This window comes from Pseudomonas sp. BF-RE-21 (assembly GCF_019947305.1).
Lineage (GTDB): Bacteria > Pseudomonadota > Gammaproteobacteria > Pseudomonadales > Pseudomonadaceae > Aquipseudomonas > Aquipseudomonas migulae.
The window spans coordinates 51,964-75,153 of the sequence record NZ_JAGYGF010000009.1 but is presented as its reverse complement, the minus strand read 5'-3'; the positions used below and the strand labels follow the sequence as shown (position 1 = coordinate 75,153).

The window sequence follows — 23,190 nt, the reverse complement described above, 5'->3', positions numbered from 1 at the left end:
ACTCAATTTTTTCGAATGAAATCGTAATGCTAAATTCAGTTCAGATTCTTAGAGCTCTCGCCGCATGGATTGTAGTATTCCACCACTACATTCAGATTTTCGGTTATGGAAAAAGTAATGAAGTATCAAATATCATCGCGCTATACGGATCTATCGGGGTTGATATTTTTTTCGTAATCAGTGGCTTTGTCATTTTTACTTCTGCCTCCCAGAGACCGTTGACACCTGGAGAGTTTTTCATACAAAGAGCCGCTCGAATAGTACCGGCATACTGGATTTTCACCCTTATTACCGCTGCGACGATTTACTGGGCTCCATCCATAATGCCCTTATTGGGCGTCGATAGCATATCCCTGCTAAAAAGTCTTTTTTTCATTCCCACCCCAAATCCGTCTGGCATAGGAATATATCCGATCCTCACAGTAGGATGGACGCTAAATTACGAAGTGCTTTTTTATGCGATATTCTTTTTATCTCTTTTCCTGCCCCGCGCTCTTCTAGCTCCTGCGATATTTTTCGGGGTTATCATATCGACTTACATATTGCCAAAAATGGGTGGATCGTTCTTATTCTACGGGGCCCCAATAGTATATGAATTCTTGCTGGGGATAATAATCTCCATCATTTACCAGCTTGGGTTACTTAAACGAATCAACCCGATGGCTGCCATTCCTCTGGTAGCAATATCGATTGCAGCAGTAGCATTAATGCCAGACACCGACACTCATGACCCAATGCGGCTTGGGATTCCGAGCGCAATAATCGTGATCGCGATCATATCGCAAGAAAGATATCTTCCTAAACTTTCAATACTTACCAAGTTAGGTGATTTTTCGTACTCCACATACCTCATCCATCCGATAGTGATTTGGTACATGCTGAGCGCAAAAAATCACTTTGATTTAAACCTGACGCTTACACTAATAATTACTTGCTCTTTGATTATGGTGTTTTCTTGGTGGAGCTTTGCCTTCATCGAGTTGCCGATTTCGAAGCTTACTAAAAAAAGGGTATTGGAAAGCGCCAGACAGGCTACAAGTCCAACGTAGCCACAGGAATCCATACCAATCTCCGGCCAAGGCACACCCTTGAAAAATGTGTGCCTCCCCTCCCCTCCAGCCTCAGAGGCTGCCTGGCCTGCTCCAGCTCACGGAGCGGTCGCCACTGGTGCCGCCACGCCTGATCCACTACAAGCCCAAGGCGCGGCGCCGAGAACAGATCGACGCAAAGGACCACCGGGCGTCGGCAACCCCGGACTACCTGACCAAGGAGCTCAGCAAGGCCCCGGATGCAGCGCGCGCCTACGACCATATGCCAGCCGGCGAGCCTCCCCTCTTTTCACGAGATCCGCACTTCAGATGGCTGTACGAGCAGCAAGCTTCCCACAGGAGTACATTCAGGCGTTGATGGGGCATGCGAACGAGAGGATGACGAAGCACTATCAGGAGGGGCACGACGAAAAGAAGATCGAGTACCTGGAGGCAAGTGCCGAATTGGCGTTCTGAGCTGGGAGTTTTTCAAATCGCAGACAACAAAAAAGGGCCCACCTTTCGGTGAGCCCTTCTAGACCGCCCAGCAGAGCGGATTTTGTTTGGTAGGCGCGATTGGACTCGAACCAACGACCCCCACCATGTCAAGGTGGTGCTCTAACCAACTGAGCTACGTGCCTGCTGTGAGGCGGCATTCTACGGAATTCCGGAAGGGTGTCAACACCTTTTTTCGAGCTAACCCTATGAATATGCAAAATATTTAATTTCGCGGCTGCAAGGAAGATTTTGCGGTGGCTGGCGGTCGATTTTTAACTCGGGTAGGATCGATGCACTCGTAAAATATATTAAACAGAGGCAGCAGGATGGCGAACACACCCTACCCAGAGTCCTACTACGCCGCATCGGCCAATGCGGTTCCGCCGCGCCCGGCCTTGCAGGGTGATGTAGAGACTGATGTCTGTGTGATCGGTGCCGGTTACACAGGTCTGTCCTCTGCCCTGTTTCTGTTGGAAAACGGTTTCAAGGTCACGGTGCTGGAAGCCGCCAAGGTGGGGTTCGGTGCATCGGGTCGTAACGGTGGCCAGATCGTTAACAGTTATAGCCGCGACATCGATGTGATCGAGCGCAGCGTTGGCCCCAAGCAGGCGCAGTTGTTGGGGCAGATGGCGTTCGAGGGTGGACGGATCATTCGTGAGCGGGTCGCCAAATATAATATTCAGTGCGACCTGAAGGACGGTGGTGTGTTCGCCGCGCTCACCGGCAAGCAGATGGGCCATCTGGAATCGCAAAAGCGTCTGTGGGAGCGTTTTGGTCACACGCAACTTGAGCTGCTGGATCAACGCCGCATTCGTGAAGTGGTGAACTGCGAGCAATACGTTGGCGGCATGCTCGACATGAGTGGTGGGCACATTCATCCGCTGAACCTGGTACTCGGCGAAGCCGCGGCGGTCGAGTCGTTGGGCGGCACTATCTATGAGCAGTCGCCGGCGGTACGCATCGAGCGCGGCGCAACTCCGATAGTGCACACGCCTCAGGGCAGGGTCAGGGCCAGGTTCATCATCGTGGCGGGCAACGCGTACCTCGGTAATCTGGTGCCAGAATTGGCAGCCAAGTCGATGCCGTGTGGAACGCAGGTGATTACCACCGAGCCATTGGGCGAAGCGTTGGCCAAGAGCCTGTTGCCGCAGGATTACTGTGTCGAAGACTGCAACTACCTGCTCGACTATTACCGTCTGACCGGCGACAAGCGCCTGGTTTTCGGCGGTGGCGTGGTGTACGGCGCGCGGGACCCGGCGAATATTGAAGCGATCATCCGACCGAAGATGCTCAAGGCTTTCCCGCAGCTCAAGGACGTGAAGATTGATTACGCCTGGACCGGCAATTTCCTGCTGACCCTGTCGCGTCTTCCGCAGGTCGGACGCCTGGGCGACAACATCTACTACTCCCAGGGTTGCAGTGGTCACGGCGTGACGTACACGCACCTGGCGGGCAAAGTGTTGGCCGAAGCGTTGCGCGGTCAGGCTGAGCGTTTTGACGCGTTTGCCGACTTGCCGCACTACCCTTTCCCGGGCGGGCAATTGCTGCGCACACCGTTTGCGGCGCTGGGCGCCTGGTACTACGGATTGAGAGACAGGTTCGGCTACTAAGCAATACCGCACTATTTTGTGGGAGCGAGCGTGCTCGCTCCCACAGGTTCGATTCAGAAATCGACAGTCGCCGAAAGCAGGTACGTGCGCGGCGTCGACAGCGTCAATCCCGGCTCGCTGTCATCCGAAGCACCGGCCGAACTCCAGTAACGCTTGCCCGCCACGTTCTCGATGTTGGCGCGCAAGGTGATGTTCTTTTCCTCGACCTTGAACGCGTAGCGGGCGCCTACATCAAAACGCTCCCACGAATCGATTTCCTTGACGTTGGACTGGTCCAGATACTGCGAGCTGGAATAGATGCCGCGACTGGTCAGCGTCAGCCCCTGCATGGTCGGCACATCCCACTCGGCGCCGAGGTTGACGTTGTATTTCGGCGTCGCCGGCGCGCGGTTACCGTCGAAGGTGCTGTTGGCGGTATCAGTCAACTCGCTGTCGATGTACATGACACCGCCGAGCAGGCGGAAGCCCTTGAGCGGCTCACCGAACACACTCAGTTCCACACCTTCGTTTTGGCGCTTGCCGTTCGGGCCGAAGACGCGCGTCGTGGCGTTGGTTTCATAGGCCGGCTGCTTGATCCGGAACACCGCTGCGGTCACGGCAAACGCACCTGCGTCATACTTGGCGCCAACCTCGACCTGACGGCTGATGAACGGCGGGAAGATTTCGTCCTCGTTCACCGAAGTCGATGGCGCGATCTTGCCCTGGCTCAAGCCTTCCATGTAGTTGGCGTACAGCGACAGCTTGTCGGTAGCCTTGAACAGAATGCCGCCCGACGGCGAAACCTTTTCCTCATCGTAGGCCGTGTCGCCTTTGACATCGTCCGTCCAGTCGTCAACCTTCACCCGCTGCCAGCGGGCGCCGAAGGTCAGCAACAGGCGATCATCGAAGAACCCCAGCGTGTCGGACAGCGCCAGACCGCTGAAGCGGTTCTCGGTGTAGACCTTCGAATCGAGTCGAGTGGGCCTGACAGGCGTCGGCGTTACTACCGGGTTATAGAGGTTGCTGTTAGCCGTGGCATAACGGGCGCCGCCATTTTCAAAGTCCATGTAGAAATAGCTGGCAGCCAGGTTGACCTCGTGACTCACGGGCCCGGTATGGAACCAGTTGCGCACCCCGGCGGTAGCCGTCCGGACACTTTCGTCTCGGGTGAAGTCACGGGGTTGAACGCTAAAGTCGCCCCGGTTATTGGTGACCGCAACAGCATGACGGAGGAATTCATGATTGCTTTCGCGCGCGCCCACACCGCCGTACAGCATCACGTTATCGCTGACATCGAACTCACCGTTCACCGCGCCGAACGTGTCGTTGGTACTCGCCTTGCTCCAGGGCTGCGCATAGTTGTGGCGGACATCGCTGGCATGCGGAACCTGTGCGGCGGCGCCAACTTGCACGCGCTCCTGCGGGGCGTCGGTATCGCGCTCGGTGCGCCCCAGGTCGGTCGAAAGTCGCAGGCGCTCACCGCGGAAATCCAGCCCCAGTACGGCCATCTCGCGGTCGACATTCTGGTGATCCCATTCGGTGTCGCCGGACTGTTTTACGCCGTTGAAACGAATGCCGAACTTGTTGTCTTCGCCGAAGCGCCTGCCGATATCCACGGCACCGCCGGTCTGGCTGTCAGACGCGTAGTTGCCGGTAAACGAAGTGATCGGCTTGTCGGTCGCGCGTTTGGGCACCACGTTGATCCCGCCACCCACGGCACCTCGCGGCGAGATGCCGTTAATGAGCTGGCTCGGGCCTTTGAGAATATCGACGCGGTCGGCCATTTCCATGTCGATCGTATAGGTCGGCAAAACGCCGTAGAGGCCGTTGTAGGCGACATCACTGTTGAACAGGCTGAACCCGCGAATGGTGAATTGCTCATAGCGCCCACCGGCCGGGTTGGTGGCGCGAACGGAAGGATCGCTGGCGATCAGCTCGCCCAGGGTACGCGCCTGCAAGTTCTTGACCGCCTCGCTGGTGTAGGTGGTCATGCTGAACGGCGTTTCCATGAAGTCTTTCGAGCCCAGCAAACCTTGCGAGCCGCGACGCGCAACCTGACCGCCGGCATACACCTCGCCGTCCGCCCCGCCGGTGGCACCGAGAATCGAGGTCGGGGCCAGTTGCAGGCTGCTGCCTTCTGGCGCCGGGGTCAGGATGTACGCCTGCTCGCCCACCGCTTGCAACTGCAGACCGGAACCCTGCAACAGTCGCGCAAAGCCCTCCTCGACCGCGTAATCGCCAGACAGCCCGGTACTGTTGCGACCGCTGACCAGCGCCGGATCAACCGAGAGATTGACCCCAGACAACCCCGCGAAACGGGTCAGCGCATCACTCAGGCTGCCGGCAGGCACCTGATAACTGCGTCGGGCACTCTCTTCGGCCCAGCTTGCGGTTATGAACAATGGACTGGCACTCAGGCCCAACAACAGGCTCAGGTGCAACAACGGACGCAGACGCGGATAACAAGGTGCAGGCATTGAATTTGCTCTCTTGATTCGTTCACATGCCTTGAATGACAAGCGAGTCGAAAAAAGGGGACAGGCTTTACACACTATTTTTGCGCGGCAGCAACGTGACCCAGTAGCGGGTTCGGGAATGCACCTCCAACGGCAGACTGGCTGCAAGCAGCGCGAGGACGCGATCCGTGTCGTCGAGACGGAAACTGCCGGTGACACGCAGGCTTTCCAGTTCAGGCTCCCAGCGCAGAACGCCCGGTCGGTAAGTGCCGAGTTCGCGCAGGAAATCCCCCAGCGGCTGGTTCTTCGCCATCAGCACGCCTTCACGCCAACCCGGCGCAAGTGCATCGAATGGCGTGATCGCGCCGACACCCGCCGCTTCAAGGCTGACCTGCTGCCCCTCGCGCAATGCCAGTGCCGCCCCATGCAGGGGCTGCAACTGCACGCTACCGTTGAACACCGACACCCGACAGCCCCATGCCTCCTGGCGCACGCAGACTTCGCTCTGGCTGAGGATAACGTTGCCGAACTTCGTCTGGATCGTCAGCGGCGCAATGCCCGGCACCTTCAGCGACAGTTCGCCCTCGATCAACTTCACGCGGCGGTTCTGCACACCCACATCGACGGCACTGGCGGTGTTGAGTTGCAAGGAACTGCCATCGGCGAGCTGCACCGTTTTGCGCTCGCCTGTGGCGGTGTGCAGGTCGGCACGCCAGACATCCAGCGGCAATTGTCGACTGATCAGCCAAGCCGTCGGCACCAACGCCACGGCGCCCAATGCGCGCTTCAGCACTGCGCGTCGGCCCGGATCAGGACGGTCCAGGCTGCTCAGCGCCAGCGCCGACGGCAGATCGGCGAAACGCTGACGCAAGGCCTGGGCCTTCTGCCAGGCCTGCTCGTGACTGGCGCAGGTGTCGCGCCAACGCTGCAAGTTCGCGCGGTCCTGCTCATTGGCGCCACCAGACTCGAGCAACGCAAGCCATTGCGCGGCAGCCCGGACGGCCTGACGGGGATCGGATGAAGACTGACTGTTCACAGTTCCACCAACAGGCAATGCTCGTAGGCTTGCGCCATGTAACGTTTGATCGTGCGCTCCGACACCCGCAGGCGCTCGGCGATTTGCTGGTAGTTCAAGCCTTCGAGCTGACTCCAGAGAAACGCCCGGCGCACCGCCCTTGGCAGTCCGTCGAGCAGCTCATCCAGTGCTTGCAGGGTTTCCAGCAGCAACCAGCGCTGTTCGGGTGATGGCGCACAGTCTTCAGGCATCGACGCCAACGCAGCCAGATAGGCTTGCTCAAGGCTGCGACGCTGATAGAAGTTGCTCAGCAGGCGTTTGCCGACGGTCAGCAGATAGGCACGGGGCTCTTGCAAGTCAGCGATGCGCTGAGAGCTGGCGAGCACGCGCAGGAACGTATCCTGGCTCAAATCCGCCGCATCACAGCCGTTGCCCATGCGCCTTCTCAACCAGCCTTCCAGCCAGCCACGGTGATCGCGGTACAGGTCGTGGAGGGTTTGCTCCTTCGGCATCGCTGCATCACTCATCTCAAGAAGCCCTGCACCAAGGAGTTATCGTAAATGAGAGTGATTCTAATTAATGTCGGAGCTACGAAGGAAGTCCTTTATGCAACGGACGTGCAGAAAGGTCATATGGGTAAGCGTGAAGTGGCATAAAAGCCAAATTTCAGACACAAAAAACCCCGGTCTTTCGACCAGGGTCTTTGCTATCGACTCGAAGATCACCAGAGGCTTCTTCGTAGCTCCAAGGCGTTCAGTGGGCCTTGAGGCAGATATGGCGCAGCGGACGGGACTCGAACCCGCGACCCCCGGCGTGACAGGCCGGTATTCTAACCGACTGAACTACCGCTGCGTATCGCTTTGGACTTGCGTCCTAACTCGTCTGATTGAAGCTCAGAGACTTTTCAATCTCTCTTTCAATCTCAAATCAGGGATAAACCTGACTTGGAAAATATGGCGCAGCGGACGGGACTCGAACCCGCGACCCCCGGCGTGACAGGCCGGTATTCTAACCGACTGAACTACCGCTGCGCGTCGGTGGAGGCTTTTCAGCTTCCCTCCTGCTTTCGCAAGAGTCTCAAGAAGTGGTGGGTGATGACGGGATCGAACCGCCGACATTCTGCTTGTAAGGCAGACGCTCTCCCAGCTGAGCTAATCACCCTTTGCTTCTCTGAGGCCGCGAAATTTACGCACCTAACGAAGCTAAGTCAATAGCAGGATTGAAGTTTTTCTGAAAAAGACAAAATCGTGTCATCCCCGGGGATGTGCGCGGCCGTCAGACCGCTTCGCGAGCAGGCTCGCTCCCACAGTGGGCCGCGTTTTTAATGTGGGAGCGAGCCTGCTCGCGAAGAGGCCGACACATTCGGCATCAATGCAGAAGACCGCCCCCGCACTGCTATTCGCTGTAAATCATCTTCTTGGTCATGCCGCCATCGACCACAAACTCCTGGCCCGTGACGAAACCCGCATTCTTCGACAGCAACCAGGCAACCATCGCCGCCACGTCCTCGACCGTCCCTACCCGGCCCGCCGGATGCTGCGCATGGTCGGCTTCGGTGAGGGGTTCGGCACGCCGCACCCCAGGGTCTCGCGCATCGATCCAGCCAGGGCTGACGGCGTTGACGCGAATTTCCGGCCCAAGACTGATTGCCAAGGCGTGAGTCAAGGCCAGCAGTCCGCCCTTGCTCGCCGCATAGGCCTCCGTGTCGGGTTCTGACTGCCCGGCGCGGGTCGAGGCCAGGTTGACGATCGCACCGCTGTGAGCACGCAGGTACGGCGCACAGTGCTTGGCCAACAGCATCGGCCCGCTGAGGTTTACCGCCAGTACCCGATTCCAGTAAGCCAGATCGAGGCTTTCCAGGGTGATGTTGTGCGGATCGGCCACTGCCGCGTTGCACACCAGCGCATCCAGACGCCCGAACTGCCCCAGCACTTCGGCAACACCCAACGCCACCTGCCCTTCGTTCGAGACGTCCATGGCGATGAACCAGGCGTTGTCGCCCAGCACCTTCGCCACCTTCGAACCACGCACCCGATCCAGGTCCGTCAGCACCACCTGCCAGCCTTCGCTGATCAGCCAGGCCGCAATCCCCAGACCAATGCCCCGCGCAGCACCGGTCACCAGTGCGACGCGGCCATTGGAACTGGTAGTCGGCGTGGACAACTCGATCACAAGGCAGCCAACCCGCGCGCCAGATCAGCCTGCAGGTCGGCCACGTCTTCCAGACCGACCGCAATGCGGATCAGGCTGTCACGAATGCCCGCTGCTTCACGCTCTTGCGGCGCCAGACGGCCGTGGGAGGTGGTGCTCGGGTGGGTGATGGTGGTCTTGCTGTCGCCAAGGTTGGCGGTGATCGAAATCAATCGGGTTGCATCGATAAAGCGCCACGCGCCCTCTTTGCCGCCCTTGACCTCGAAACTCACCACGGCGCCGAAACCTTTCTGCTGACGCTGTGCCAACGCGTGTTGCGGATGGCTTTTCAGGCCGGCGTAATGGACTTTCTCGATACCGTCCTGCTGCTCCAGCCACTCGGCCAGTTGCTGGGCATTGGCGCAGTGCGCCTTCATGCGCAGGTTCAGGGTTTCCAGGCCTTTGAGGAAGATCCACGCGTTGAACGGGCTCAAGGTTGGCCCGGCGGTACGCAGGAAACCGACCACTTCTTTCATCTGCTCGCTGCGACCGGCCACTACGCCGCCCATGCAACGGCCCTGGCCGTCGATGAACTTGGTCGCCGAGTGCACGACGATGTCCGCACCCATCTTCAGCGGCTGCTGCAGCGCAGGCGTGCAGAAGCAGTTGTCGACCACCAGCATCGCGCCTTTGGCGTGAGCGATTTTCGCCAGTTCGGCGATGTCCACCAGCTCAGCCAGCGGATTGGACGGCGACTCGACGAACAGCAATTTGGTGTTGGCCTTGATCGCCTCGTCCCAGCCGGACAGATCCGCCAGAGGCACGTAATCGACTTCGATGCCGAAGCGCTTGAAGTACTTCTCGAACAGGCTGATGGTTGAACCGAACACGCTGCGCGAGACCAGCACATGATCGCCGGCGCTGCACAGGCTCATCACCACCGCCATGATGGCGGCCATGCCAGTGGCGGTGGCCACGGCTTGCTCGGCGCTTTCCAGCGCGGCAATGCGCTCTTCGAACGCGCGCACGGTCGGGTTGGTGTAACGCGAGTAAACGTTGCCCGGCACTTCCCCGGCAAAACGTGCGGCCGCGTCGGCGGCGGTACGGAATACATAGCTGGAAGTGAAGAACATCGGATCACCGTGTTCGCCTTCCGGCGTGCGGTGCTGACCGGCGCGTACGGCCAGGGTATCGAACGCTACGCCTTCGAGGTCGCTGTCCAGCCGACCGGCATCCCAATCCTGACTCATGCTGTCACTCCTTGCCCTACTCGCTAATAGATACAAAAACGGCCTGTAGGAGCATGGCTTGCCCGCGAAGGGGCCTTTGGGAACACCAAAAGCTTCGCGGGCAAGCCTCGCTCCTACAGGCCGCGCGTTTACTCAGTTGTTGTACAGATCAATGATCGCGCTGACTGCCTGCGTCTTGACCTTGGAGGCATCGTTGCGTGCCTGCTCGATCTTGTTCAGGTAAGCCTCGTCGACGTCGCCGGTCACGTACTGGCCGTCGAACACCGCGCAATCGAACTTGTCGATCTTGATCTTGCCGCCACCGACCGCTTCGATCAAGTCAGGCAAGTCCTGATAGATCAGCCAGTCTGCGCCGATCAGATCCGCGACGTCCTGGGTCGAACGGTTATGGGCGATCAGCTCGTGGGCGCTCGGCATGTCGATGCCGTAGACGTTCGGGTAGCGAACGGCCGGTGCCGCGGAGCAGAAGTAGACATTTTTGGCGCCAGCTTCGCGGGCCATCTGGATGATTTGCTTGCAAGTGGTGCCGCGAACGATCGAGTCATCCACCAGCATCACGTTCTTGCCGCGGAATTCCAGTTCGATGGCGTTGAGCTTCTGGCGTACGGATTTTTTCCGTGCGGCCTGGCCCGGCATGATGAAGGTCCGGCCGATATAACGGTTCTTCACGAAGCCTTCGCGGAACTTGACGCCCAAGTGGTTCGCCAGCTCCAGAGCAGCGGTACGGCTGGTGTCCGGAATCGGGATAACCACGTCGATGTCGTGATCCGGACGCTCGCGCAGGATCTTCTCGGCGAGCTTCTCACCCATGCGCAGACGGGCTTTATAAACCGAGACACCGTCAATGATCGAGTCCGGACGCGCCAGGTAGACGTGTTCGAAGATGCACGGAGTCAGGGACGGGTTGGTCGCGCACTGACGGGTGTGCAGCTTGCCGTCTTCAGTGATGTAGACCGCTTCGCCCGGTGCCAGGTCGCGAATCAGGGTGAAACCGAGCACGTCCAGGGACACGCTTTCGGAGGCGATCATGTACTCGACGCCTTCGTCGGTGTGACGCTGACCGAAAACGATCGGACGGATGCCGTGCGGGTCGCGGAAACCGACGATGCCGTAACCGGTCACCATCGCCACGACAGCGTAACCACCGACGCAACGGTTGTGCACGTCAGTGACGGCAGCGAACACGTCTTCTTCGGTAGGCTGCAACTTGCCACGCTGGGCCAGTTCGTGCGCGAACACGTTGAGCAGCACTTCCGAATCGGAATTGGTGTTGACGTGGCGCAGGTCAGATTCGTAAATCTCCTTGGCCAGCTGTTCAACGTTGGTCAGGTTACCGTTGTGCGCCAGGGTGATGCCGTAAGGCGAGTTGACGTAGAACGGTTGAGCTTCGGCCGAGGTCGAGCTGCCCGCGGTCGGGTAACGCACATGGCCAATGCCCATGTGACCGACCAGACGCTGCATGTGACGCTGATGGAACACGTCACGCACCAGGCCATTGTCCTTGCGCAGGAATAACCGGCCGTCATGGCTGGTCACGATACCGGCAGCGTCCTGGCCGCGGTGCTGGAGGACGGTTAGCGCGTCATACAGCGCCTGATTGACGTTCGACTTACCGACGATACCGACGATGCCACACATGCGACGCAACCCCTACTTAATGGATCTGAACTGAACACAACTCACTGAGGCGTTTTGGCCGTCGGCAAGAGGTGCTCCTTGAACGGTATTTCAGCGGGTACGCTGATACCGCTGGCAAGCCACTGACTGCTCCACCCGAGAATCAGGTTTTTGGACCAGTCTGCGACCAATAGAAATTTTGGCACGAGTTGCGACTGTTGCCACCACCCGTCCTGCTGTACCGGCCCCAGGCTCAACAGCCCGACCGCCACGACCACCAGCAACACGCCACGCGCGGCGCCGAAGGCCATGCCGAGGAATCGATCGGTCCCGGACAACCCGGTGACGCGAACCAATTCGCCGATAAGATAATTGATCATTGCGCCTACGATCAGCGTGGCGACAAACATTATTGCGCAGCCCGTGATCACACGTGCCGATGGCGTTTCGATGTATCCGGCGAGGTATTCGGACAATGCACCACCGAACATCCAGGCGACGACTCCTGCGATGATCCAGGTCACCAGCGATAATGCTTCTTTGACGAAGCCGCGGCTCAGACTGATCAATGCGGAGATGGCGACGATTGCTACGATCGCCCAGTCAACCCAGGTAAATGGCACAGTGCAGCCTACAGACGGATAAGGCGGCGCATTTTAGCAGAGCCCATGCTTATCGGTAAGCTGCGATTGTCAGTGCATTTCAAATCGGGTCGATAGTTTTCAACCGCGCTCAGGCTGGAAGCGCACCACAAAACCCTTGAGGTTCTGCTGGCGGTTCAACAAGTCGCGCAGACGATCAGCTTCCGCACGCTCGATCAACGGCCCCACGAACACCCGATTCTTGCCGTCAGCCGTGCGAATGTAGGCGTTGTAGCCTTGGCTGCGCAGGGTTTTTTGCAGGTTTTCTGCGCTGGCGCGGCTCGACAGGCTGGCCAGTTGCACCGACCAACTGACCGACAGGCCATTGGCGTCGACGCGGCTTTGAGTAGTATCCGGCTTACCCGGTGCAGCGGTAATCGGCTGGCTCGGCGCAGTCGTCGGTTTGTTGACCGGAGCCGGTGCCGGAGGCGGCGTTACCGGTTTTGCGGCAGGCGCAGGCGCGACGGGTGCAGTCGGCGCGATCGGCATTACGGGCTCTTCCTGCTGCGCGATGTCGTCATCACTCGGCACAGGCTCCTGCGGCAAGACTTGCGGCTCAGGTACCGCCACCGGCTCGACCTGCACCTGCGGCACCGAAGGCGCTTGCGGGGCGGCTGGCGCTTCGACCGTCACCTGACGCTGCTCATCCTGACGGGAAAACAGCATCGGCAGGAAAATCACCGCCAGCGCCACCAGCACCAGGGCGCCGACCATGCGCTGTTTGTAAGCCTTATCCAGCAATGCCATTTGCCGCTTCCTCCGTGGAGCGCCGGGCCAGCCATTCAAGGGCCTCGGCAACACAATAAAATGATCCGAACAACAGAATTTCGTCGTCGCTCGTCGCCAGCGCACACTGCCCTTCCAGGGCGGCGGCCACGCTGTCATAGGACGCGACTGAAGCACCAAGGTTGTGCAACACCCCGTGCAAATCGGCGACCGGTCGCGCCCGCGGAGAATCCAGCGGCGCAACAGCCCAGTGCTGGACACTAGCATTCAATTCGCCGACAACACCATCCAGATCCTTGTCCGCCAGCAACCCAAACACCGCCAGACGCTTGCCGGCCGGCGGTCGGCTCGCCAAACGACGGGCCAGGTACTCGGCGGCGTGAGGGTTATGCCCCACATCCAGCAACAGGTTCAGACGCTTGCCCTGCCAGTCGAACTGGCGGCGGTCGAGGCGACCGACCACTCGCGTGGCTTTCAGCACATCAATAATCTGCGCATCGACCCAAGGCAAACCAAGCAACAGGTACGCCTGCAACGCCAGCGCGGCGTTTTCCATCGGCAGATCAAGCAACGGCAGATCATGCAACTCGACTACACGCCCTTGAGCGTCAAGACCGCGCCATTGCCAGTTGTGATCGGTGACACCGAGGTCAAAATCGCGCCCCCGCAGGAAAAACGGGCAAGCCAGCTCGCGCGCCTTGTCCAGCAGAGGTTGAGGAGGATTCAGGTCGCCACAGAGCGCAGGCGCGCCCTGGCGGAAGATGCCGGCCTTTTCATAGGCCACTGACTCACGGGTGTCGCCCAGATAATCCGCGTGATCCACGCCGATGCTGGTCACCAGCGCCATGTCGGCATCCACCACGTTGACCGTGTCCAGCCGCCCGCCCAGACCGACTTCCAGCACCACGGCATCCAGCGCTGACCGTTGAAACAGCCAGAACGCCGCCAGGGTGCCCATTTCGAAGTAAGTCAGGGAAGTTTCGCCACGCCCCGCCTCTACCGCAGCAAAGGCTTCGCACAGCTCGGCATCCGTCGCTTCGACGCCGTTGACCTGCACCCGCTCGTTGTAACGCAGCAGGTGCGGAGAATTGTAGACACCAACCTTCAGACCCTGCGCTCGCAGCAATGAAGCCACGAATGCGCAGGTGGAACCCTTGCCGTTGGTGCCGGTGACCGTGATCACCCGAGGCGCCGGCTTGCCCAGCCCCATGCGGGACGCTACCTGTTGCGAGCGCTCAAGGCCCATGTCGATGGCCGAAGGGTGCAACTGCTCAAGGTAGGCGAGCCACTCGCCAAGGGTGCGTTGGGTCATATGTTTGCAGGCACCGGCGGAACGACGATCGGCTCGATTGGCGCGGCGACGAATTTCGGCGTCGGCTTGCCGGTCAGTTGCGCCAGCAGGTTACCCAGGCGCGGACGCAGTTCCTGACGGTGAATGATCATGTCGATCGCACCGTGCTCCAGCAGGAATTCGCTGCGCTGGAAGCCTTCCGGCAGCTTTTCGCGAACGGTTTGCTCGATCACGCGTGGACCGGCGAAGCCGATCAGGGCTTTCGGCTCGCCGACGATCACGTCGCCAAGCATCGCCAGGCTGGCGGAGACGCCGCCGTAGACCGGATCGGTCAGCACGGAGATGAACGGAATGCCTTCTTCACGCAGACGCGCCAGTACCGCAGAGGTCTTGGCCATTTGCATCAGGGAAATCAGGGCTTCCTGCATCCGCGCACCGCCGGAAGCGGCGAAGCAGATCATCGGGCATTTGTTTTCCAGGGCGTAGTTGGCGGCGCGTACGAAGCGCTCACCGACGATCGCACCCATGGAACCGCCCATGAAGGAGAATTCGAAGGCCGAAACCACCACTGGCATACCCAGCAGGGTGCCGCTCATGGAGATCAGTGCGTCTTTCTCGCCGGTCTGCTTTTGCGCAGCGGTCAGACGGTCCTTGTACTTCTTGCCGTCGCGGAATTTCAGGCGGTCGACTGGCTCCAGGTCCGCACCCAGCTCGCTGCGGCCTTCGGCGTCGAGGAAAATGTCGATACGGGCGCGGGCGCCGATACGCATGTGGTGGTTGCACTTGGGGCAAACATCCAGGGTCTTTTCCAGCTCCGGACGATACAGCACAGCCTCGCAAGACGGGCATTTGTGCCACAGACCTTCAGGCACCGAGCTCTTCTTGACCTCGGAACGCATGATCGAAGGGATCAGTTTGTCTACTAACCAGTTGCTCATGCTTTCTTTCTCCAGTACCGGCGGCCCGAACGCTCTGGTTCGCAGCCCCGCGTATGCCCTTGAGCTAAATTCATGTGTGTGGCGATGATCGGTGGGTGGCCGGGTCAGTGAAGCGTGACCTGCGTACAACCCATCAATCCTCAGCCGTGCCTGCTTTGTGCAGCGCAGTGCATTTTGGGACGGCGGCAGTCTGCCAGCCGTCACATCAACTACTTGCTGCTGCGTACTGCGTTAATGAATGCCTGAATCTTTGCGTGATCCTTGATGCCCTTGCTCGCCTCTACTCCACCACTGACGTCCACGGCGTAAGGCCGAACCCGGGTAATCGCTTCGGCGACGTTGTCCGGCGTCAAACCGCCCGCCAGGATGATCGGCTTGCTCAAGCCTTGCGGTATCAGAGACCAGTCGAACGCTTCGCCGGTTCCGCCAGGTACACCTTCAACGTAGGCGTCGAGCAGGATACCGCTGGCACTTGGAAACGCATTGCATGCCGCCGCAATGTCGTCGCCGGCCTTGACCCGCAGCGCCTTGATGTACGGCCGATGCCAGCCTTCACAGTCGGCAGCGGTTTCGTCGCCATGGAACTGCAACAGGTCCAGCGGCACGGCGTCGAGCAACTCTCCCAACTCACAACGGCTGGCGTTGACGAACAAACCCACGGTCGTCACGAACGGCGGCAGCGCCTTGATGATGTCGCGCGCTTGCTGGAACGTCACGGCCCGCGGGCTCTTGGCGTAAAACACAAACCCGATGGCATCAGCCCCGGCCTCGACCGCCGCCAACGCATCTTCTATGCGGGTAATCCCGCAAATCTTGCTGCGAACGGCTGACATGTCGATAAAACCTCAGGGTAAATCCGAGAAAGTCCCGGATGGTAACAAATGCGTTCGAGGGCGTCAGCCGTCAAGTTCGGTGAAACCGGTCAGGAAGTGTGGGCCAATGTAACGTTCAGGCAATTCGAACTCGTCGCGGTACTCGACCTGCACCAGATACAGGCCGAATGGATGCGCCGTTACCCCGCCAGAACGGCGAATACGGCTCTCCAGCACTTCCTTCATCCACTCCACCGGACGCTCGCCGGCGCCGATGGTCATCAATACACCGGCAATGTTACGCACCATGTGGTGCAGGAAGGCACTGGCGCGAATATCCAGCACGATCATCTTGCCGTGACGCGTGACGCGCAGGTGATGCAGCTCCTTGACCGGCGATTTGGCCTGGCACTGCCCGGCGCGAAAAGCGCTGAAGTCGTGGGTGCCGACCAGGTATTGCGCAGCCTCAGCCATGCGCTCGACGTCGAGCGGACGGTGATTCCAGGTAATTTCTTCGTTCAGGTGCGCCGGACGGATCTGATCGTTGTAGATCACGTAGCGATAGCGCCGGGCGATGGCCTTGAACCGCGCATGGAAATGCGCCGGCATGACCTTGGCCCAACTGACGCTGACGTCGTGGGGCAAGTTGATGTTGGCGCCCATGACCCAGGCTTTCATCGACCGCTCGACCTGTGTATCGAAATGCACCACCTGCCCGCAGGCATGCACGCCGGCGTCCGTGCGCCCGGCGCACAGCAGCGACACGGGTGAGTCGGCAACTTTGGACAAGGCGTTTTCCAGGGTTTCCTGCACCGTGAGCACGCCGGAGGCCTGACGCTGCCAGCCGCGATAGCGAGAGCCTTTGTATTCAACGCCCAACGCGATGCGGAAAAAGCCGTCGGCCGCCATTTCGGCGGCCGGGTTATCTATATTTGCCAAGGAGTGACAGCCTGCTGATCTACGCAAAGGCGGGCATTATAAGGCCGCCGGACCGGGGCGCCAGAGGCGTGTGTCGTTTGTGCCGTTGCAGTGTCCATACAGACTTCGCTATATAGATAACTACACAACGAAAAAAAACAGAACACCACCGAGACCTGATGATGAATGCACCTCTCAAAGAAGCCGTCGGCCTGGCGTACAGCCTGGAAGGCATGCTGCACGCCAAACGCAAGACGTGGGAAGCCATCGACGAAATGGCCCGACGCATCAAACCCGGCATACGTGAGTCCGAGGCGCTGGCCATGAGCCTCGACGTATTGAACGAACTCGGGATGGACCGCATCTGGCACCCGTCAAAGATCCGCTTTGGCGAAAACACCCTGAAAACCTTCAAGCAACGCTCCGAAGGCGATCCGGTACTGGCCGAGAACGACATTTTCTTTATCGACCTCGGCGTGGTCTGGGATCGCCATGAAGGCGACTCCGGCGCAACGTTCGTCGTCGGCGACGATTCCGAGATGAAGGCGTGCGCGACGGCCGCGAAGACCTTGTTCGATCAGGTTCACGATTACTGGCGAACCCGGCAGGTGGCCGGTCCCGAGCTGTATCGCTACGCCGACGAACAGGCGACGGCGATGGGCTGGAAGCTGAACCTGGAAATCAAGGGGCACCGGGTCAGTGATTTCCCCCATGCGATTTATCGTGCCGGGGATCTGGGGAATTTCGAGGAATGTCCGAATGTGGGGTTATGGATTCTGGAAATCCAGATCGCCCACCCTACCCGGCCGTTTGGTGCGTTTTATGAGGATTTGCTGGCCTGAACCGAAAAGCTTCGCGGGCAAGCCTCGCTCCTACGGGAATCCACAACTCCTGTAGGAGCGAGGCTTGCCCGCGAAGACACCTCAACAGACACCATCGCATTATCGGTAAAACAAAAACGGCAGCCTCAATGGGCTGCCGTTTTGTTTATGCCTTACCGATCACTCAAGCCAGACGCGAAAGCATTTCCTTGGCTTCGCTCTTCTGACCCGCGTCACCTTCGCTGACCACCTCATTGAGGATGTCCCGCGCGCCGTCGGCGTCGCCCATGTCGATGTAGGCCTGGGCCAAATCGAGCTTGGTGGCGACTTCGTCGGTGCCGGAGAGGAAATCGAATTCCGGCTCATCAGCGGCGGAAGCCAATGCGTCTTCGGCAGTGAAGGTCGGCTCGCTAATGCTCTGCGACAGACGATCCAGCTCGGCGTTGACGTCATCCAGCTCAGCGGCAAATGCATCCGGAGCGTCCATTTCATCGGCCAGCGACAGATCGAAATCCGCCGGCAGCTCCAGATCATCCAGCGCGACCTCAGGAGCGGCGGCTGGCACTTCCACGGCAGGCAAGTCCTTGACGTCGTCATCCAGGCTCAACAGGAAATCGTCTTCATCGAGGATCCCTGGCGACGGATCGGCACCGAGGTCCATGTCCAGATCGAAGTCCGACAGGTCGTCGAGGTTTTCCTTGATTTCAGTCTGTTGCTGCAACACCGACTCAAAGCTCAGGTCGTCGTCCAGCGGGAATTCATCCAGTTCGGCCAAAGCCTCTGGTTCTGGCTCAGGCGTCGGCTCAGGCGCAGCCACCACAGGAACGACGTTTTCCAGATCATCCAGACTCAAATCAAACGCGCTGTCGAAGTCGTCATCGGCCAGTGCCGGCGCCGGCTCTTCGGACTCGTCCATCAACAGCTCTTTGACGTATTCGGCGTCCAGTTCGGCAGCGACGGCCGCAGCAGCCAGACCACCCGCCACGACGACCGCCATGGCCGGGAAGCGGCTTTTCAGCTCTTCGACACGGGCGAAGTTTTCGCCGTTGGCCACGAGCTGACGCTCCTGGGCCACGAACGCGTCGCGGTCGCCCTGCTGGCCATAGACTTCCATCAGCTTCAGACGCAGGTCACTGCGCTGAGGCTCCTGCTTGATGCCATCTTCCAGCAACGCCGCCGCCTGATTCAGGCGACCGGCGGCCATGTGCGACTGCGCCTTGGTCAGCACGTCGTCATCACGATCAGCGGCAGGCGCGACCAGTGGCGCGGCAATCGGCGGCATGACCACCACTGGCTCAATGACCGGTGCCGGAGCGGGAGCCGGGGTGGGCGCGGGTGCAGGAGCTGGCGCGGTCGCGAGCTTCACGCTTGGCGGCGGCACTTCCAGACCTTCGAAGCTGCTTTCAGGCAAATCCAGATCAGCGGAGAAATCCTGCTCCTCGGACAAGGCACGGGCCATCCGCAGGTGTTTCTCGGCTTCCTGCTGGGCTTTGCGGCGACGGGCCAGCAACAGCAGCAACAGCAGCAGAACCACTGCCCCGCCGCCGACCAGACCCAGCAGTACCGGATTGGTCAGCAGGTCGTTGAATTTCTGATCGTCAGACGCGGCTGGCGCTGGCTCGACAGGCGCTTCAGCCGGAGCTGGCGTTGCCTCAGGAGCGGCCGCCACCGGGGCTGGCGTTACAGGCGCAGGGCTCGGCGTCAATTCGGCCGAGATCGCCGGGGCCGCCGCGACAGCAGCAGCCGGCGCACCCGCAGCACCTTCTGCCTGCATCTTGGCCAGTTGATTGTTCTTCAGCTCGATCAGGCGTTGCAGCTTGTCCAGCTGACTTTGCAGATCGGTCATGCGGCTTTTCAGTTCAGCGTTGTCACGACGGGTCGTGTCGAGGCTTTCCTGGGCCAGGGCCAGTTTGTTGCTCAAGGCCTTCGCATCACCTGCAGCACCTTTGCCACCGGCCTTGCCGGACTCGGCAGACACCAGGCTCAGTTTGTCCTTGGCGGGCTGCACGGGAGCGCCTTCAGCGCGAGGGCGCTTGGTCGCGTCGAGTTGCTGCTGCCCTGCTCCAGGCTTCGCCACATAGCGACGCCCCTGACGCCACGCAGTGTTCTGCGCAGCGACTTCGGCAATGGCTTTGGGTTGCGGCACGCTGGCGACTTGCGTCTGATCCGGCAGGCGCAGCACCTGACCGGTTTTCAGCAGGTTGATGTTGCCGTTGATGAAGGCATCCGGGTTCAGCGCCTGGATGGCCAGCATGGTTTGCTGAACCGAGCCGCCATTGCGCGCCTTCGCAGCGATTTCCCAGAGGGTATCGCGCGGCGTGGTGGTGTATTGGGTCGGCTTGGTAGCGCCGGTCACCGGTGCAGCGACAGTCTGAGTCGGTACCGGCTGCGCAGCCGCTTCAGCGGTTTGCGGCGAGAATTTGGACGGATCGAGCAGCACGCTGTAATCGCGCAGCAGGCGACCGTTGGGCCACATCACCTGAACCAGGAATTTCACCATCGGTTCGGACAGCGGCTTGCTGGAGGTCACGCGCAAGATGCTTTTGCCACTGGCGTTGAGCACCGGGGTGAAGCTCAGGTCATTGAGGAATGCCTGACGGTCGACACCGGCCTTGGCGAAATCTTCGGGCGACGCCAGGCTCGGCACCAATTCGGCAGCCGTGAGTTCCTTGACGTCGAGCAATTCGATTTCCGCCACCAGCGGCTGGTTCAGCGACGACTTCAGGGTCAATTCCCCGAGCCCGAGCGCATGCGCCATACCGGAGGACAGCGCCGAGGCGGCCGCTATTGCTAACACCAGTTTGCGAACTTGAACCATAGCCTCATCCTTTGTTTGAACATTCCTCGGCCAGCGAGAAGGTGTTGATAGTCGCTGCCGTAAGGCATTGCGCGCGGCGGCGAAGGGTCGTCGCGCGCGATCATTTCTTTCATGCCCCGGAAAGCCTCGCAGGGTGGCTTGCCTTCAGCAATCCGGTCGAGCATGACGCCCGACCAGAATCATTCTGCAAATTGTTGCCAAGTATCTTTTACAGCAGGTCTTTTATCAACAATTCAGCCACCTGCACAGCATTGAGCGCCGCGCCTTTGCGTACGTTATCTGACGTCAGCCACACATTAAGTTCCGACGGGTCGTCGATTCCAGCGCGAACCCGACCGACGTAGACCACATCCTGCCCTACCGCATCGCCGACCGGCGTCGGGTAATCGCCGGCTTCCACCAGCTCGATACCCGGAGCGTCTTCCAGCGCCGCGTTGACTTTTACCAGGTCCACGACGCTTGCAGACTGCAGGGTCACGTTAAAGCTATCGCCAAAAAACACCGGGGCTTGAATGCAAGTGACGGAAATCTTTAATGAAGGCAAGGCCATGACCTGACGCAGCTCACGCACCAGACGCTTTTCCAGCAGCGTATGGCCGTTTTCATCCGGCTTGCCGACTTGCGCCAGCAGGTTGAAGGCCATCTGCCGATCGAAAAAACTCGGCTCCAGCGGACGCACATTGAGCAGCTCGGCGGTTTGCCGGGCCAGTTCCGTGACGGCTTCGCGGCCCTGGGCAGAAACGGCCAGGCTGGCGGTCACATTGACGCGCTGCAGATCGAGCAGACCGAGCAAGGGTGCGAGCACCACGGCCAAGGTGGTGGCCGACGGGCTCGGGCTGCTGACCTGGAATGGCTTTTTCAGACCGGCCAGAACATGAGCATTGGCTTCCGGCACCACCTGCGGCGCCTGATCGGCGGGCAAGGCGCCGGACAGATCGATCAGCGAGCAACCGGCCGCCGTGGCGCGCGAGGCGAAACTCAAGGTCACCGCCGGACCTGCGGCGAAGAACACCAGCTGTACTTTGCTGAAGTCGAACTCATCGACTTCCCGCACCCGCACGTTCTTGCCGCGAAACGGCACCGAATGACCGGCGGATTCGCTGCTGGCCAGCAGGTGCAGGTTACCGACCGGAAAGTCGCGTTCTTCGAGAATCTGCACGAGCGTTTCGCCGACAGTACCGGTGGCGCCGATCACGGCAATATCAAAGGACTGGCTCATGGGTGTACCTCTGGCGAAACGGGGGGAGCGGCACTTTACCGGGTGGGTGGCGTGCAGGCAATTTCTGCCGGGGATTTGCGGCGCCTGTACCGGCCCCTTCGCGGGCAAGCCTCGCTCCTACATGGGATCGCGCCGCACCTGTAGGAGCGAGGCTTGCCCGCGAAGAGGCCCTTGCTGGCGACACAATTTCCATAAAAAAACCCGCGCCCCTTTCAAGGCACGGGTTCTTTCATTGCTTCAATCGATCAACGCTCAAGCAGAATCCGCAGCATGCGACGCAGCGGCTCGGCCGCGCCCCACAACAGCTGGTCGCCGACGGTGAATGCGCCGACGAACTGCGACCCCATGTTCAGCTTGCGCAGACGGCCAACCGGAACATTCAGGGTGCCGGTAACCTTGGTAGGGCTCAGCTCCTGCATGCTGATGTCGCGGTTGTTCGGCACCAGCTTGACCCAAGGGTTGTGCTGGCTGATCAGCCCTTCGATGTCGGCGATCGGCACGTCTTTGTTCAGCTTGATGGTCAGTGCCTGGCTGTGGCAGCGCATGGCGCCGACACGCACGCAGATGCCATCGACCGGGATCGGGCTCTTGAAGCGACCGAGGATCTTGTTGGTCTCGGCCTGGGCCTTCCACTCTTCGCGGCTCTGACCGTTCGGCAGTTCCTTGTCGATCCACGGGATCAGGCTGCCGGCCAGCGGTACGCCGAAGTTTTCGGTCGGGTACGCGTCGCTGCGCATGGCTTCGGCCACACGACGGTCGATGTCGAGGATGGCGCTGGCCGGGTCGGCCAGTTGATCGGCGACAGCGCCGTGGGTCACGCCCATTTGCTTGATCAGTTCACGCATGTGCTGCGCGCCGCCACCGGAGGCTGCCTGATAAGTCATGGCGCTCATCCACTCGACCAGACCGGCTTCGAACAGACCGCCCAGACCCATCAGCATCAGGCTGACGGTGCAGTTGCCGCCGATGTAGTTCTTGGTGCCCGCGTCGAGCTGCTGGTCGATGACCTTGCGGTTGACCGGGTCCAGCACGATGACCGCGTCATCCTGCATGCGCAGGCTGGAAGCGGCGTCGATCCAGTAACCCTGCCAGCCGGCTTCGCGCAGCTTCGGGAAGACTTCGCTGGTGTAGTCGCCACCCTGGCAGGTCAGAATCACGTCGAGGGTTTTCAGCTCTTCAATGCTGTAAGCGTCCTTGAGCGGAGCAATGTCCTTGCCCACGGACGGGCCTTGGCCACCGACATTGGAAGTGGTGAAAAACACCGGCTCGATAAGATCGAAATCCTGCTCTTCCAGCATCCGCTGCATGAGCACGGAACCGACCATACCGCGCCAACCGATCAGACCTACACGTTTCATCGCAACTACACCTTCTTGAAAAGTGGGCCGCTGCTTTCGAAGTGGAAAGTGGCAGCGGGCCCGAG

General features: G+C 60.0%; 18 protein-coding genes and 4 tRNA genes. 3 read left to right on the top strand and 19 right to left on the bottom strand.

Features of this window, described 5'->3' with window-relative positions:
- Nucleotides 1-26 precede the first annotated feature (26 nt).
- Nucleotides 27-1,049: an acyltransferase family protein gene (locus KGB25_RS09355; RefSeq protein ID WP_223434821.1), complete on the top strand. Its 1,023-nt coding sequence runs from the start codon at nt 27-29 to the stop codon at nt 1,047-1,049.
- A gap of 543 nt (nt 1,050-1,592) precedes the next feature.
- Here the strand turns inward: KGB25_RS09355 and KGB25_RS09350 are convergent.
- Nucleotides 1,593-1,669: transfer RNA gene (locus KGB25_RS09350), tRNA-Val, on the bottom strand.
- A 183-nt stretch (nt 1,670-1,852) separates the two neighbouring features.
- Between KGB25_RS09350 and KGB25_RS09345 the strand changes: the two genes are divergently transcribed.
- On the top strand, nt 1,853-3,136 hold the full coding sequence (locus KGB25_RS09345; RefSeq protein WP_223434820.1) for an NAD(P)/FAD-dependent oxidoreductase: 1,284 nt from the start codon (nt 1,853-1,855) through the stop codon (nt 3,134-3,136).
- A gap of 53 nt (nt 3,137-3,189) precedes the next feature.
- Here KGB25_RS09345 and KGB25_RS09340 read toward each other — a convergent pair whose 3' ends face one another.
- The 15 genes from KGB25_RS09340 to truA form a co-directional block, all read right to left on the bottom strand.
- Nucleotides 3,190-5,592, bottom strand: a complete 2,403-nt coding sequence (locus tag KGB25_RS09340) for a TonB-dependent receptor (RefSeq protein ID WP_223434819.1) — start codon at nt 5,590-5,592, stop codon at nt 3,190-3,192.
- A gap of 67 nt (nt 5,593-5,659) precedes the next feature.
- Nucleotides 5,660-6,607, bottom strand: a complete 948-nt coding sequence (locus tag KGB25_RS09335) for a FecR domain-containing protein (RefSeq protein ID WP_223434818.1) — start codon at nt 6,605-6,607, stop codon at nt 5,660-5,662.
- Nucleotides 6,604-7,113 (bottom strand): sigma-70 family RNA polymerase sigma factor, encoded by a 510-nt coding sequence (locus tag KGB25_RS09330; protein WP_008037616.1) that lies wholly within the window; start codon nt 7,111-7,113, stop codon nt 6,604-6,606. Before KGB25_RS09330 ends, KGB25_RS09335 begins: the two co-directional genes overlap by 4 nt.
- Before the next feature lie 248 nt (nt 7,114-7,361).
- A tRNA-Asp gene (locus KGB25_RS09325) sits at nt 7,362-7,438 on the bottom strand.
- Between the two features lie 102 nt (nt 7,439-7,540).
- Nucleotides 7,541-7,617 (bottom strand) — tRNA-Asp (locus KGB25_RS09320).
- A gap of 54 nt (nt 7,618-7,671) precedes the next feature.
- Nucleotides 7,672-7,747: transfer RNA gene (locus KGB25_RS09315), tRNA-Val, on the bottom strand.
- 234 nt (nt 7,748-7,981) lie between these two features.
- The gene (locus KGB25_RS09310; RefSeq protein WP_008037619.1) at nt 7,982-8,758 is read right to left on the bottom strand and encodes an SDR family oxidoreductase; all 777 of its coding nucleotides are present in this window, start codon (nt 8,756-8,758) and stop codon (nt 7,982-7,984) included.
- On the bottom strand, nt 8,755-9,966 hold the full coding sequence (locus tag KGB25_RS09305) for an O-succinylhomoserine sulfhydrylase (RefSeq protein WP_192416852.1): 1,212 nt from the start codon (nt 9,964-9,966) through the stop codon (nt 8,755-8,757). Before KGB25_RS09305 ends, KGB25_RS09310 begins: the two co-directional genes overlap by 4 nt.
- A gap of 132 nt (nt 9,967-10,098) precedes the next feature.
- Nucleotides 10,099-11,604 (bottom strand): amidophosphoribosyltransferase, encoded by a 1,506-nt coding sequence (gene purF, locus KGB25_RS09300; RefSeq protein ID WP_007935163.1) that lies wholly within the window; start codon nt 11,602-11,604, stop codon nt 10,099-10,101.
- 41 nt (nt 11,605-11,645) lie between these two features.
- On the bottom strand, nt 11,646-12,206 hold the full coding sequence (locus KGB25_RS09295; protein ID WP_008028275.1) for a CvpA family protein: 561 nt from the start codon (nt 12,204-12,206) through the stop codon (nt 11,646-11,648).
- A gap of 99 nt (nt 12,207-12,305) precedes the next feature.
- The gene (locus KGB25_RS09290) at nt 12,306-12,971 is read right to left on the bottom strand and encodes an SPOR domain-containing protein (protein WP_008037624.1); all 666 of its coding nucleotides are present in this window, start codon (nt 12,969-12,971) and stop codon (nt 12,306-12,308) included.
- The gene (gene folC / locus KGB25_RS09285) at nt 12,955-14,262 is read right to left on the bottom strand and encodes a bifunctional tetrahydrofolate synthase/dihydrofolate synthase (protein ID WP_223434817.1); all 1,308 of its coding nucleotides are present in this window, start codon (nt 14,260-14,262) and stop codon (nt 12,955-12,957) included. The genes KGB25_RS09290 and folC overlap by 17 nt, the downstream gene beginning before the upstream one ends.
- Nucleotides 14,259-15,179, bottom strand: coding sequence for an acetyl-CoA carboxylase, carboxyltransferase subunit beta (accD, locus tag KGB25_RS09280; RefSeq protein WP_008028281.1), 921 nt, complete (start codon nt 15,177-15,179; stop codon nt 14,259-14,261). Before accD ends, folC begins: the two co-directional genes overlap by 4 nt.
- A gap of 209 nt (nt 15,180-15,388) precedes the next feature.
- Nucleotides 15,389-16,012 carry a phosphoribosylanthranilate isomerase gene (locus KGB25_RS09275; RefSeq protein WP_223434816.1) on the bottom strand — a complete coding sequence of 208 codons (624 nt, stop codon included), beginning with the start codon at nt 16,010-16,012 and terminating at the stop codon, nt 15,389-15,391.
- Between the two features lie 63 nt (nt 16,013-16,075).
- Complete coding sequence (gene truA, locus KGB25_RS09270) at nt 16,076-16,900, bottom strand: tRNA pseudouridine(38-40) synthase TruA (protein ID WP_032828713.1); 825 nt, start codon at nt 16,898-16,900, stop codon at nt 16,076-16,078.
- Nucleotides 16,901-17,091: 191 nt separating this feature from the next.
- Between truA and KGB25_RS09265 the strand changes: the two genes are divergently transcribed.
- A complete protein-coding gene (locus KGB25_RS09265; protein WP_223434865.1) occupies nt 17,092-17,751 on the top strand; it encodes a M24 family metallopeptidase in 660 nt (219 codons plus the stop codon).
- Nucleotides 17,752-17,914: 163 nt separating this feature from the next.
- Here the strand turns inward: KGB25_RS09265 and KGB25_RS09260 are convergent, their stop codons facing one another.
- The 3 genes from KGB25_RS09260 to asd all read right to left on the bottom strand — a co-directional run bounded on the left by KGB25_RS09260 (nt 17,915) and on the right by asd (nt 23,125).
- Nucleotides 17,915-20,548 (bottom strand): FimV/HubP family polar landmark protein, encoded by a 2,634-nt coding sequence (locus KGB25_RS09260; protein ID WP_223434815.1) that lies wholly within the window; start codon nt 20,546-20,548, stop codon nt 17,915-17,917.
- Nucleotides 20,549-20,756: 208 nt separating this feature from the next.
- Nucleotides 20,757-21,767 carry an aspartate-semialdehyde dehydrogenase gene (locus KGB25_RS09255; RefSeq protein WP_223434814.1) on the bottom strand — a complete coding sequence of 337 codons (1,011 nt, stop codon included), beginning with the start codon at nt 21,765-21,767 and terminating at the stop codon, nt 20,757-20,759.
- Nucleotides 21,768-22,012: 245 nt separating this feature from the next.
- Nucleotides 22,013-23,125 carry an aspartate-semialdehyde dehydrogenase gene (gene asd, locus KGB25_RS09250; RefSeq protein WP_008037636.1) on the bottom strand — a complete coding sequence of 371 codons (1,113 nt, stop codon included), beginning with the start codon at nt 23,123-23,125 and terminating at the stop codon, nt 22,013-22,015.
- Between the last annotated feature and the right edge of the window lie 65 nt (nt 23,126-23,190).